Source organism: Pseudomonas mohnii (assembly GCF_900105115.1).
Classification (GTDB): domain Bacteria; phylum Pseudomonadota; class Gammaproteobacteria; order Pseudomonadales; family Pseudomonadaceae; genus Aquipseudomonas; species Aquipseudomonas mohnii.
This window is the reverse complement of record NZ_FNRV01000001.1, coordinates 5,193,816-5,206,654: the sequence shown is the minus strand read 5'-3', so window position 1 is coordinate 5,206,654 and position 12,839 is coordinate 5,193,816. Positions and strand designations below refer to the sequence as shown.

The window sequence follows — 12,839 nt, the reverse complement described above, 5'->3', positions numbered from 1 at the left end:
TCAGTGGCTCACTTCTCTGACATAGGCCTGGCACGCTTGCAACGCGATCAGTCCCCGGTCGCCTTCGTCGGTGATGCCGATAATTCGTTGAGCATGCGCTGGGTCAAGTCGGGCGCGCGCTCCTCCATGAACCACGCCGCCGGCGCCGGTGGCGGCTGACATTGAACAGCCACCGGTTGAATCTTCGGCGAGGAGGACTGACAGCCGCAGATCAGAAGTGGCAAGGCGATCGCGCAGGCGAGCTTGGTCTTTTTGAGCATTGGTCAAAGCCTCATGGTGAGTTTGGTCGCTGGCCGCCAGGCGCTGCTCGAGCGCCAGGCGTTTGTCCTGTTCGGTGCGTTGCTGTGCCGCCGCCGCATTGCTGATTGCGGTCAGGTCAGCCTGGTGCGCGCCGGACTGCTCGGCCAACTGCTTGCCGTAGCGCCAGTCCTGCACCTTCCAGACTCCGCCGGCTGTGGCCAGCAAGAGAAGTAGGGCGCCAGCCAGCGCGACCTTCAGCGTTGCCGGACTCATGCCAGCACCGCCGTCGCCTTGCTCCAAAGCTTCAGCCGATCAGCCTGGCCATTGAGCCCGCCATTGATCCGACGCGTGATCTTTTCGAAGTCGCCGGCATCAGCCAGGGTATTCAGCCCATTGACTGCCCAGAACCATGCCGCAGACAGGCAGGCGTTCTTCGGCTGCTCCAACAGCTCTGGCTGATTGATCAGGTCGAGGGCCAGGGCTTCGCCGCACGCCGCATAGTTTGCCCGTCCGGTGATCTGGATCAGGCCGCGCCCGCGATACTTGAAGCCATCGCCCGGGACGGTGTTGCCCAAGTCCTTGCGACCTTCGTACTTGGCCTGGGCTGGAGTCGGCCCCCAGATCTCCCGGACGTAGACCAACTGGCCGGACTCATGTCCGATCTGGGCAATGAACGCGGCCACTCGTTTGGAGCCGATAATCTGGAACCGTCCCATCGCGGTATTGAGGACAGGAACAAAAACGCCGGCTTTGGCGCCGGCGTTCGGGAGGATCTGCAGCAGTTGCTGCGCGGTGATTGGCATTTACTGATCTCCAGACGAAGAAAACCCCGAACGGGTCGGGGTCTTGGTGTAGTGCTTGGCGCCGCCTATTCGGACACCAGCCCAGAACAGCCAGGCTCGCCATCGGGCGACGCCTTCCGCGCGCAATGCCCGGTACAGAATGGCGTCCGCTTCCTTGCGGCTGACCTGGCCGCCAAAATAAAGCCAGTCGTGCACGGTCGCGGCGTAGTTCCCGTAACCAGCCACCATGGCGAACAGCACAAACAGAAAGACGTTGTGCAGCACCTGGATGCTGGCGAAGTCGGTGATGAAGCCGGCCGGCACGATGATCGTGCGTTGATCCTCATCGGCCAGCACCAGGTCATCGAGCAGCTTGTAGGTGCGGCGGTCGGTCTGGTCGGTTTTCAGTGTGGTGACAAATCGGCTCATACGGGCAACTCCAGCTCAGGCAACTCCAGTAGGAAGCCCTCAACAGTCGGCTGCGTTCGCTCTCCTGCTTTTACGGCGGCCAATTGTTCATAGGCATAGGCCCAGACCAAAGATCGCCAAGCGCGAAAGGCCTTGCCGTCATTTTGGAACTTGGGCACCGCTGGCTCTTCGGCATAGCTCACAGCCGTGGCTATACTGTCGTAGCGGGCCGCAATAGCGGCTTCGTTGAGCCTGGCCTGTATCGCTTGCTCGAAAGCCGCCGTGATCTCAGCCTGAATCAACGCCTCCCTCGCCGCCTTCTCTGCCGCCGTCATGGCTACCTGTTTGCGGCTCACTAGTACGACTTGGCGCTCTGCATCCAGGGTCAGCACTTCAGCGCCCCACTTCTTATTGGTGCCGAGTTCGCCGGATACATCTTCTTCGGGCCACCATGCGCAGTCTTGGACACCCAATGTGGGGTCGGTCCAGGACAGATCCGCGAGCGATTCAGGAAGCAACCCAAAAAGGAATGCCGGGACAGGTTCGCGCGAGGCGATTCCGTTTTGCACCTTTACCATAGCTCGATCCTCACTCCACCGAAGCCACCAAAACCTTTTCCGCCTGACAAATTGGAGCCACCGCCGCCGCCCCAGTTACCACCGCGCCCAGTGAACAGCGGCGCAGGCGTTCCGAAGAAATTCACGGCTGCTCCTGCTATGCCGTAGTTCACCGGGTCCGTTATATTTCCCGGCGCGCCATTTGCCCCTACTCCACCGCCACCGCCAGAATAGTTAGTAGTAGTAGTGGAGTACTGGCCGCCGCCGCCGCCACCACCTGTACATCCGGACGATTGGCCAGTAGCTCGCCCGTTACCTCCGTTCGCGCCGTTTCCGTCAATACCGGCCGCGCCGCCTCCGCCGCCTGCGCCCGAGCTAGCGGAACCTCCGTTACCTCCCGCCCAATTATCTGCTCCACCGGAACCTACTCCCCCTACTCCCCCCGTTCCACCAGTAGGCGTTTGACCGCCCGTGGCTTGCAGGCTAATCGCCCCGAAGTTCGCAAAGGAGGCGCCGCCCGGGTCGGTGCCCGTAGACGGGTTCCCTGCTTGCCAAGCAATGGCTAGGCCGGTGACTGCGGGTAGAATTGCAGATCGTGATAAACCACCGCCGCCACCGCCGCCGCCACCAGGAGGGGATGCAGGGAGGCCGCTACCGCCACCCCCGACGACTGTGACCCGGAAAAAGCTATACCCGGCCGGCAGCAGATACGTTCCAGAGATAATGGTGCTTCCGTCGACGCCCGTGAAATCCACAATTGTTGGATTGATCACCGAGACACCGCCCCGCTTGTTTGGTAGAGCCAAAGGGTTGCCCATTGGATTACCAAGCTCGCGCGCGCCCATCACAGATTTCCCCATTGAGCGGTGAACACGATCCCGGCAGCCAGCGCCACTTGAGAACCAACATAAAGAATATCCCCGGCCTCCATACGCAGCGGGTTGTCGTTCGTGATGTTGCCGAAAGGCGTTTCAGGAATTGCCGTAGTGGCTGCCACCGTGAAAGCTGGCATTAATTCCGAGTCGATAAGTTGGAATACTGTTGGAGCCGATGCCTTTACAAGAAACAACACTAGCGATGACGCGGTGACAGTTGCCCTAGGGATAGCGGTCAGTCTTGTGAGGACGGCACCGTTAACCCCCGCCGTAGCGACAGCGACAGCGCCAGTAACAGTCGCTGTTCCTATCCCGCCGAGAGCCGCAGTAACCACAGCAGCCTGAGTCTTGTATTGCTGAACAAATGGAGCGGTAAAGGTGTTAGCCATGACGGCCTCCTTAGAATGAATAGGCTACTGCGTGTAGCAGTGCAAGATTGCCGATGGAGCCGGTGGCGCTCTCCGCAGCCGTAGCAGATGCGGCTGCGTTGTTTGCGTAAGTGACCGCTAGCGCCACCTGCTCAGCCGCAGCGCCGCCGGCGCCCGAGGCAATGGCGGCCTGCTCGGTGGCGGTTTGGGCTGAGAGCGCAGCGGCGTTCTTGTAGCCCTCGGCCGCACTGACCTGGGTGGCGACCCAGCCAAAGGAGGCGTTGAGCTCAACCACCATGACCTCTTCAGCGGTCAGCCGAACCCCGGCCTTGGCATCAAATACGGCCTCGGCATCGGTGGGCAGTGGTGCGGGTGGTAGAGGTGTAATTGTTGGCGCTGTGACTGCCATTACATGAGGCTCCTTACTTTGAGTGTGTATTCACCACGGTTGTACGTCGGCAGCCCTATGTCGAAGTCTTCGAATATCCCGACGATGACCGTGTAATCCAGCTCACTTGCGCCGACATATAGAGCCGGCGCGTCGTCGAGCGCATCCAGGGATCGCTGAGCGCTTGAGATCTGGTCGCCCCCGATGACAACCTGGAAATCAATCGACCTACGCCTGCCACGACCGGTGATCGTCATGCTTCCGTCAAACTCTTCTCTGACAGTCGAGTATTTCTTGCGTCCGAGCGATGTTCCGTACACGGCAGTCCCGATAGTTTTGGCCCAGCCAAGCACCATCATTCCTACCCGGGCGATGCCGCCCGGAGCGCTGACGATTACGCGGATATCGGCGTTGCTGAATGGCGGTAGATCGAATTCGGCCAAGTTGTCCTTGGTGACGAACTGACCGAAGTAGTACTGATACCAACTCCCCCCGGCCTTGCGAGACATCGAGAAAGTCTTGTCGTATACCGGGTCTGGTACCCCCGGCACGGTCATGATGATTCGCACCGACGAGGCATAAACCCCGACGAGACCGATCGCGTTGATTCGCTGGCCAGGCCGAATGGTCAGATCAATGCTTTCAGGGTTCGAAGTGAAGGTGCCAATCTTCCAGGTGTTGCCGATGTTCTTGTTGAACATCCTGTACTTATTGACCCATCCAAGACTCACCCATGCCGAGGGGCTTACCGCGTCAGTGACTGGATGACGATTGGTATTGGCAACCACGGCTTCGTAGTTGAGTCGATCAATCGTCACCTTGTCCCCAATCTTGTAGGCAGTCGCTGGGTTGTAGGCTGGATAGTCCATATCCGGCAATGCATTGGCGATCATCTTCGCCGGAGTTATTTCTATCCCCGGCACCACTCTCATTTCACTCATGCTGGAACCGCCTTGGTATCGACTGTGCCAATGATTTGCACGCCGGAGTTGACGAGCGTGTCGATGCCGTCCGCGACCGCTTTCAAAAGTCGCGTTGTGTAGGTGGCGTTGCTCTCAATATCCCGGCGTAGGCCTTGCACCTCAGCCGCGGTGGCACCGCGATCATTCCCCCTACCCGTGGAGCTCTGATTCGCGCTGTAGATCCGACTCGGCACAGTAACCTCCAGTTGTGGGCCCAGCTCACCTACCCCGCCACCGGTGGCGAAAGCCGGAATCTGCCCGGCGTTCATCTGATCGAGCAGCCCGGTACCGAACATACGCACCGCGTCGGCGCGCATCACGTATTCGCCATTGGAAAGGCGAGCGATGATGCTGTCGCTGGTGCCGCTGCCAGGGCCAGAGATCAGCCCGCCAGTTGCGTAGCCGGCCTTGACCTTCTCTTTATTTTCCTTGGCTGCATTGGCGATTGCCTGGGCCAGCTGGCCAAGAGTGATATCCCCCTTGGAAACCTGGCCCAGCCAATAATCCTTGCCAGCTTTATCAGCGTCGCGCCCGAGTAGCTCCGTGTAGATGGTGTCGATATAGGCGCCGTTGGTGGCGGCGGAGTTTGTCGTACCTTTCCCGCCCATACCTGCCAGTGCCGATATAACCGCCATGTTCATAGCGCTGATTGCATCCACAACGCTCTTGATAGAGCTATCAATGCCGTTGAGCGCATCCATCTGCGCCTGGGCGAAGTCAAGCTGCTGGTCGTACTGCGCCATCTGCAGGTCATAGCTGTCTTTGGCTTGCTTGATTTGATCCTCAAGCCCTTTCAGCGACTTCTCGGCAGTGGTGAGCTGCTTGCCATTGATGCCGTTCAGCTCTGCCACGACGTTAGCCGTTCGCCCCTGGTCCCGGGCGAAGTCCTCCATGGAGCCGTAGAGGTCAGTGTTGTTGCTGCTGACCGTATCCAGCGCATCGCTCAAACCGGTGAAGCCGGACAGCGACCCACCGGAACGAGCCGTGGCCAGCGCGCTTTGCAGCGTTGCTTGTGCCTGGGCTCGCAGCATCTTCACGGCGTCATCCGAATCGCCGCGCAGAGCTTTGAGTGCATCGCCCAGATCGTTGCCGACTGAAGTCAGGCCGCTGACGTTTTCTGTCGCGGTGCTGACCATGTCATTGAGTGAGGTGACACGCGCGTTATAAGCCTCGGTCGTCGCCTTCTGCTGGGCAGAGATTGCACGCTGCAGGGCGCTTTGAGCGCCACCCGCGACGCCAATCAGCTTCTCGGACATGGCCTGCACGGCGGCCGCGGCTGCGTCCGACCGCTGCTCGAGAATCGAATAGGCCGAAGCAGCATTGCCCGCCATGCCAGTCAGCGTGACGAACATCGCCCGCCCAGCTTCAGTGGTCACGTCCAGCGCTTCAATGATGTCCCGATAGCCCTGACGGCTGGCCGGAAGCGTCATGTTGATTGCTTCGAACTGCTTGCGGACAGCCTCGAGCGTGTCGTCAGCCTTCTCCGTATCCGTGAAGAAGTTGTCGTAGTAGGTGCTCGCGCTGGTGGTAAGCGCCTCAAGCCCGCCCGCCATGGCGGACAGGCTCTGCGCCATGTACCCGCCGTTAACGTTGAGATCGAAAAGCCCGACATTCAGGTTTTTCAGCACGTCGTTGACGGAGTACAGGTTGTTGACGAACGTCGTCAGGCTCTCGAAGTTGAAGCCGCCGAGGCCTGCACCGGTTGCCGCATCCACAGCGGAAACCATCGAATCCGCCACACCACCAAACCACTTGGCGATTTCCTCCTGGATCTGCTCAGCCGTCTTGTCCTTGGTGCTGATCTTAGAGGCCGCGATGTTCAGGCCGTCGAGCACGCCGTCGTTTAACTGAACGTTGATACGTTCGAACAGCGAGAGAACGGAGCCTTCAGTGGCGTCGTAAGTGTTGCCGAGAGCCGTCTGCATTTCAGGGCTTAGCGCAGAAAAGCGGTCGCGACTCTTGTTCTTGCCGAACAAGCCACCTTTCTTTTTCTGGTACTTGTACTGCTGACCTGCGAAGTCGCCGCTTTCGACACCCAGCGAAAGGCCTTGATCCTTGGTCTGCCAGTCACCACCAAACAGCGAGCCACCGATAGTGCCACCAATGAAGGCGCCAATTGCGGCACCAAGAACCGGGACCGGGATCAGGATCTGCCCAGCCACAGCCCCAGCTGCCGCGCCCAAGCCGCCTGCGACCGCGCCCTTCACGCCGCTTTGCTGGTAGCCATACAGCGCGCCGCCGATCCCGTAGCCGGCGGCTCCCATGGCGCTTAGGCCGGATCCCATGACGCCTGTACTGGCGGCACTACCAGCTGCGGCCGCACCACCTGCAGCACTCGCCCCAGACCCAGCCTGGCCGGCGACCCAGTTCGACATGGCCGAACCTGTGTAACCCGACTGCAAGCTGCCGATAGCTGCGGTGTTGCCAGTGATTGCGCCAGAAAGCGATGCATATCCAGCGCTGAGACCGCTTTCAATGCCGCCGACAATGCCAGTGCCCGACTGAAAGCCAGATATAAACGCCTGGCCGGCGCCACTTTGATACAGGCCGACTGCCTTCTGGCCCATCGACAGGATGTCGGTGAAGCCGGAGCCCGTGCCACCGCCGAACATCTGGCCCGATGCCTGGCCGATGCCGTCGCCTGACGGCGTACTGCCAAACATCGATTGCAGCAGCGGAGCCATGATCTGCTGCTTGAAAACAATGCGCGCCAGGTCAGCGAGCACTGAATCAGCGAAGTCCTTGAACGAGGCCTTGCCGTTGGTGACGAAGTCAACGAAGACATCTTCGATACCTGTGAAGGCATTGGTGAAGGCTGACTCAGTCAGGCCTGCTGCATCATTGGCTTCATCAACGTAGTTTCTCCAGGAGCGAGAAACGCCGTTTGACCAATCGCCGCGTAGGGCGTCCTCCTTGCGGTAATAGTCCTCTTGCTTGGCCAGGCGCTGATCCAAAGCGCCTTTCAGGATCTGGGTTTCGCGGTCGTACTTATCCTTGTCTGCACTGGATGGACTGACGATGTTCCCGTAATCGCGAGTCAGCTTCTCCAGCTGCTTCTGATAGTCCTGCCGGATTTTCAGATCTTCCTGAAGGCGCCCGCGATCCTTATCGCTTAGCCCAAATCCTGCCAGTTGATTATCCAGCCCCTGCTGAGCAAGGTTGAGGCTGTCCTGAACCGTCTGCGCGAACGCCTTGATCGCGGCCTCGTCCTTGTCCAGCCGGCCGCGCATCTCAATTGAAAGTACTTCCTGGTCAGCGTCCAGCTTCTTCAGGGCGTCGACCATCTTCGACTTGGAGTCGGAAATCTTCTGGTCGATCTGAATGCGCTGGGCGCTGGTGGTGCTGGACTTGTCGCGGACCGATTCAAGGGCGGAAATCTCGCCCTGATAGGCAGCCTCGACGTCGGTCTTTTCTTTCTGGATAAGCGCTGACTTCTGCTCGGCGTACTGCTGCTGAGTAATCAGACCGGCCTTCTGCGAGGCATCCAAAACCCGCATCGAATTCTGGAAGCTGGCAGTGAGGGCCTTGAGCTTGTTGTCGGCATCATTGAAGGAGGTGAGATCTACTGCGGAGGATTTTGTGCCGTTCTTCTTGGCGCTCCTCTCCCGGATACTGGCAATGGTTTTTTCTATCTCAACTTGAGATGCACCAGCAGCTAGACCCTTACGCTTTGCCTCGGTGACCTCATCCTCAAGATTTTTTGCGTCGGACTGGTATTTTTTAACCTCGGACTTCCAGTCTCTTTGGGCGGCAATTCGCTCCTGATCCTTCCGATCGTTCTCGGCGTCGTATCGAGCAATATCCTCCTTGGCCGCCTTCTCATCCTGAAGAAAGTTCAAGCGATCCGTATAAAACTCAACCATCTCCTTTTTATTCTGGAAGAGCCCTACATTTCCTTTGTTTGCCTCATCCAAATCTTTTTGCGTGCGCGCGATCTGCTCGTCAATTCCAGGGAAAAGCCCCCCCTTTATTCGACTATAGGCGTTACTGATCGCTGTCCCGACGTCATTCCAGTCGCGCTCAAGGTCTGACAGTGAGGCTCGATACTTCGCAAGGCGCTCTTGAGCGTTCTGATTCAAGGCCTCGCTGAGGGCGTCGAGCGCCTCCTGCTTTCTGCCTTGCTCATCAAGCGCGGCAATCACCTCATACTGCGCGTAAGTCAGCAGGCCGTATTGAGCGCTGATCTTCTGCGCGGCGTCCGTAGCGCTATCGCCAATGTCGGAAAGCGATTTGGCAACTTCGCCGGCGCCCTTTCCTGAATACTCGCCTATGGATGCTGCCGCCTCGGCAAGATTTTTAAACTGTACCTGGCTAAGCTTTCCGCTGCCCGCGAGAGCAATAACGGCATCATTGGCTTCGCTGATGCTTCCGCCGATTGCTGCTGCGTCTTTCGATATGGCGGCAAGGCTGCTCGACGTCTGACCTGAGCTCGCGGTACCTGAAAAGAGAGCCTTATTGAAGGCGCTGACCTGCTTCTCGACATCGTAATAGACGTATCCCAGTGCGGCAGCCGCAGCAGCTGCCACGGTGAACGGATTAACGAGGCCGAGGACGTAGCCCCCAACCGCTTTCGCGGCAGAACCAATGCCGCCAAACGAATCCTTAAGCTGCCCGCCCTGCTGAAGGGCAACCATCACAATTGACTGCCCGCCAGCAATGGAGGTGAAAATATCCGTCACTTGCGCAGGAACAGTACGCAACGCTGCTGAGGTCTGTTTGGCGGAAGCGCCAGTTTTGCTCATCCCTTCATCAAGACGACTCAGGCCGGCACGGGTCTGTTCAATCTTGGCGCTGTAATCTGCGAAGTCATTGGCGGGCATGATCGCCTTGAACTTTGCGAGCTGCTGCTGTTGCTTGTCCAGGCGCGCATATGCCGCCGTTGTTGGATCGATCTGGGCGAGAAGCTTTTCCAGTTCACGAGTCTGGTCGGTTGTCGCTGCAGTTGTCTTTCGTTCCGACGCGGCAAGTTTTTCTTGGGCGGATGCGCTCTCGGTTACAGATTTTGAGCTCTGGCGAATTGCTGCCGAGTGATTCAGTTGCTCGCGAGCTGCGGCGGCCGAAGCACCCGCTGTAGCCTCATAGGCGCGATTCAGAGTTTCTTGATACGAGCTTGACTCAAGGGCCGCTTTGGCTAGGCCGAGGACTCGGGCCTTGGCCTGCTCGGAGGTCTCGCCAAGATGATTGACCGCCTGCTCCGCCCGAACTCCCGACTCGACCAATCTGTCCAGATTTTCGGCGGCCTGGACTGCCGACTCGGAGTGGACTGCAAGCCCAAGTTCGCCGATTGTGCCCATCACTTTCCTCCAGGCATTAAAAAACCGGCTCAGCGGCCGGCTTTCAGGCATTAAAAAGCCCGCTCAATGGCGGGCTCAGGAAATTTAAGAGGTCTCAGCTCCCCAGGAGCTCAGCTTTCTCTTTTTGAAACTCTTCATCGGTAATCATTCCCCTCTCCTTCAAAGAGGCAAGGATTTCAAGCTTTTGGTACTTGTCCTGCTCGACAGGTGCGGCCTCTTCGGTGTGTAACGATTCTGTGGGGGCGGGAGAGATAGCAGACGCGGACCAAACAAGAGCTGCAACCCACCCAATGAGAGTCCAGCCAAGAAACAGGTTAAGCAAGAAAATGGCTACTGAATTCGAGTGCTCTCTACGAGAAGCGTTTAATGCCGGAATAAAATAAATAACTATGCAGAAAAAAATTAGGACAAGTCCCAGTGCATTAGAGCCGTTTGACATCGCCACATCTCCCTTTTTGATGCCGGCAATCTACCACCATCACAGCAGACCACCAAAGCGGCAGGGTTTAGACGCCCACTGAATTGCCTGCTACGGTTCCCATTCAGAGCAAGGAGTTATGAGCATGTCATGGATCAAGCAGGTGCTGGACGGCAGCACTCAACAGGGCGCCACCAAACCAGACTTCGAGATTACGTCCGAAGAGATCATGCGCGACATGGGCGCCCTCGCCCATGTCAGCGGCGTTCCGACCACTGAGTTTGCCGGCGACAAAAACGATCTATCCGCCATGGTCCAGTGTGTTGCCGCAGAAGAGCGCAACTACTGGGGTCAGGCGGCTGGCAGTCGAATATGCGCAGCGCCGTTCTATTTCGAGCGCGCCGCCATCCTGTTCAAGAAGAACAAGAACGCTCTCAGCGAGATCAGCATGTGCGAGCGCTGGGTTGCGATAGCTGAAGACTACAAGACCCAGGCCTGCGTACAGGCTGGGCTTTTCGCCCTTGTGCACAAAGGCCCGCGATCAGCCGCCATTTACGAGCGGTTGCGCAAGGCGAAGGACAAGCTAAATTCTAAGCCTTGAGATCACTCCTGGTTGTCAGCCATCGTCCGCAACGCTTCCTGCTCCATGGTCCGCACATCTCTGAACACTTGCTGACGGTTATCAGCCTTCACCCCCTCCAGATCCATCACGACAGGTAGCGCGGTGTAATCCAGGCCTGTCGCCCCGCTCATGCCGGAGCGCCATTGCGTGCTCATGGAGTTGAACACGCTGAAGGCTTCGGCATTGATGGCCCACAGTTCGATTTCGATCTCCAGGTCCTCCGGCTTCATGCCGAACAGAGCAGCCTGCTCAGCTGTTACGGACGGGGTGTAGATGGCCCGGACGACCTCTGTCAGTTTCCCTCGCGCGCCTTGTTATAGGCCGATTGGTACGCCGCGACGATTGCGTCAGGGACGGCCGCATGACTGCGCACCAGTGCTCGGATGTTTTCTTCGTTCAGTTCGTCATCGAAGCCCCAGCCCTTGACGATCAGCAAGAGCTGACTGGTCTGGAACTCTTCAGATTTGCTGGAGAGCTCGCGAACGGTGCATTCCTTTTCAATCAGCTCGCGCACTTCTTTGCCGTGCTGGATTCCGTTGTCGGCGAATTCGGAAAGCTCATCGCGGTCACGGTAGGCGAACACGAAAGGCACCTTGACCGGCTTGTCGCCGATGCGCGGGATTTCAACGTCGAGTTTGAAGGTTGGGTTCTGCTTGATGGAAATCTTGGCCATGGGTGAGGCTCCTGGTGCGAGAGGTGGTAGCGTGGGTTACGCGATAATGGGTGTAGCCGCGTATTACGCGGCTTTGACGTAGCGAACAGGACGGCCGGAAAGAGCGAAGTTCACTGTGCGGGTCATCAGTGCGTTTCGTTCCAGTGTCGGGGTGTCGGTGATGGTGCAGAAGCCCGGGTAGAGAATCTTGTCGCCGTTGGGCAGATTCAGGCGCAGCACGGTCTGGGTTTTGTTGTCGGTGTAGCCTTCGGCAACCGGCACGTACGCAGCAGTCGGCTGGTCTTCAACCGTCAGCGCCATGCTCATAGGGTTGCGGTTGGTCGGGTACTGGCGATCATCGTCATCCGACAAGTAGCCAACAGTCAGAAATTGCTGCTCGCCGCCAGTCAGTGACGCGCCCGTAATCTTGGTGATTTCGACCCAGCTTGCTGCTGACTGGAAGCTGCCAGCGCCGCCGTCTGCGGTGTAGAAATCGGCGTTCAGCGTGCTGATGCCTTCCAGAGCGAAATTGTCGGTGGCAGCATCGGCAACACGGACAGCACGACCATCCAGCTTTCCCCAGCTCGACTGGAGAAGAACGATATCGCCATCAGCCAGGCCGTTACCTGTAGCGCTCGCTACAGCGGGGTTCGCGTTACTGATGGCGGTGATCAGTTTTGCAGTAGAAAAGCTGACTGCGAGTTCCATAGTCGCGCCGTTCGGCAGCGCAATACGAGTAGCCATGGGGGTATTACCTCTTTATGTAAACGAGTGCCCGCGCTTGCGGGTATGGGGTTTGCTGGGCGGAGCGGGTCAGGTGGTGATGCGTTTCGGCGTGCCGATCACGGCGATGGTGATGGCGATAGTCATGAGCTGGTTTCGATCAAGGACCGGGAGCATTGCGCCGCTTGCATAGCCGGCGAAAACGATATTGGTCAGGCCGCCTGGCAGCTTGAACTTCCAGGCCAGCGCCGCCCGGGCATCCATGCCCTGCGCGATTGCTGCCGCGTAGGCAGAATCTGGCGCATCCTCAAAGCTCAACTGGATATCCATCAGGTTGCGACCGGCAGGTGTGCGCACATCTTCATAACTGCCCAGCGGTGAATGGGTGGAAAACTTCTCATCGCCACCCGAGTGGGTCAGTGCGGTGACCTTCTGCACTTCAATCCAGCTTGCGTCCGTCGGGCCAGGCGGGGCGAATGTGCCGGGAGTAACGGCCGGGCTGACCCAGATCGTCGTTCCATTGGGTAGAGGGATACGTTTTTGCATTGCT

14 protein-coding genes are annotated in these 12,839 nt (G+C 58.5%); 1 reads left to right on the top strand and 13 read right to left on the bottom strand.

Annotation, left to right across the window (positions count from 1 at the left end):
* The 9 genes from BLV61_RS24355 to BLV61_RS24310 all read right to left on the bottom strand — a co-directional run bounded on the left by BLV61_RS24355 (position 1) and on the right by BLV61_RS24310 (position 10,313).
* Positions 1-513 (bottom strand): lysis system i-spanin subunit Rz, encoded by a 513-nt coding sequence (locus BLV61_RS24355; protein ID WP_090467969.1) that lies wholly within the window; start codon positions 511-513, stop codon positions 1-3.
* Positions 510-1,043: a glycoside hydrolase family 19 protein gene (locus BLV61_RS24350; RefSeq protein WP_090467967.1), complete on the bottom strand. Its 534-nt coding sequence runs from the start codon at positions 1,041-1,043 to the stop codon at positions 510-512. The genes BLV61_RS24355 and BLV61_RS24350 overlap by 4 nt, the downstream gene beginning before the upstream one ends.
* Entirely contained in the window at positions 1,044-1,451 is a 408-nt protein-coding gene (locus BLV61_RS24345) for a DUF1353 domain-containing protein (protein ID WP_090467965.1), read from the bottom strand. It lies immediately after the preceding gene.
* Positions 1,448-2,008, bottom strand: coding sequence for a hypothetical protein (locus BLV61_RS24340; protein WP_090467963.1), 561 nt, complete (start codon positions 2,006-2,008; stop codon positions 1,448-1,450). Before BLV61_RS24340 ends, BLV61_RS24345 begins: the two co-directional genes overlap by 4 nt.
* Positions 2,009-2,831: 823 nt before the next feature.
* Positions 2,832-3,251 carry a hypothetical protein gene (locus tag BLV61_RS24330; RefSeq protein ID WP_090467959.1) on the bottom strand — a complete coding sequence of 140 codons (420 nt, stop codon included), beginning with the start codon at positions 3,249-3,251 and terminating at the stop codon, positions 2,832-2,834.
* A gap of 10 nt (positions 3,252-3,261) precedes the next feature.
* Positions 3,262-3,639, bottom strand: coding sequence for a hypothetical protein (locus tag BLV61_RS24325; protein ID WP_090467957.1), 378 nt, complete (start codon positions 3,637-3,639; stop codon positions 3,262-3,264).
* Complete coding sequence (locus BLV61_RS24320) at positions 3,639-4,559, bottom strand: hypothetical protein (protein WP_090467955.1); 921 nt, start codon at positions 4,557-4,559, stop codon at positions 3,639-3,641. The genes BLV61_RS24325 and BLV61_RS24320 overlap by 1 nt, the downstream gene beginning before the upstream one ends.
* Positions 4,556-9,874 (bottom strand): phage tail tape measure protein, encoded by a 5,319-nt coding sequence (locus tag BLV61_RS24315; protein WP_167361803.1) that lies wholly within the window; start codon positions 9,872-9,874, stop codon positions 4,556-4,558. The genes BLV61_RS24320 and BLV61_RS24315 overlap by 4 nt, the downstream gene beginning before the upstream one ends.
* 94 nt (positions 9,875-9,968) lie before the next feature.
* Positions 9,969-10,313, bottom strand: coding sequence for a superinfection immunity protein (locus BLV61_RS24310; protein WP_090467952.1), 345 nt, complete (start codon positions 10,311-10,313; stop codon positions 9,969-9,971).
* 124 nt (positions 10,314-10,437) lie between these two features.
* Between BLV61_RS24310 and BLV61_RS24305 the strand changes: the two genes are divergently transcribed.
* Complete coding sequence (locus BLV61_RS24305; protein ID WP_090467951.1) at positions 10,438-10,893, top strand: hypothetical protein; 456 nt, start codon at positions 10,438-10,440, stop codon at positions 10,891-10,893.
* A 2-nt stretch (positions 10,894-10,895) separates the two neighbouring features.
* Here BLV61_RS24305 and BLV61_RS24300 read toward each other — a convergent pair whose 3' ends face one another.
* From BLV61_RS24300 to BLV61_RS24285, 4 genes are all read right to left on the bottom strand, one after another.
* Positions 10,896-11,144 (bottom strand): DUF1799 domain-containing protein, encoded by a 249-nt coding sequence (locus BLV61_RS24300; protein ID WP_090467949.1) that lies wholly within the window; start codon positions 11,142-11,144, stop codon positions 10,896-10,898.
* 62 nt (positions 11,145-11,206) lie between these two features.
* Positions 11,207-11,587, bottom strand: coding sequence for a phage tail assembly chaperone (locus BLV61_RS24295; protein ID WP_090467947.1), 381 nt, complete (start codon positions 11,585-11,587; stop codon positions 11,207-11,209).
* A 63-nt stretch (positions 11,588-11,650) separates the two neighbouring features.
* A complete protein-coding gene (locus BLV61_RS24290) occupies positions 11,651-12,310 on the bottom strand; it encodes a phage tail protein (RefSeq protein ID WP_090467944.1) in 660 nt (219 codons plus the stop codon).
* A gap of 69 nt (positions 12,311-12,379) precedes the next feature.
* Positions 12,380-12,835: a phage tail tube protein gene (locus tag BLV61_RS24285; RefSeq protein ID WP_090467941.1), complete on the bottom strand. Its 456-nt coding sequence runs from the start codon at positions 12,833-12,835 to the stop codon at positions 12,380-12,382.
* Positions 12,836-12,839 lie beyond the last annotated feature (4 nt).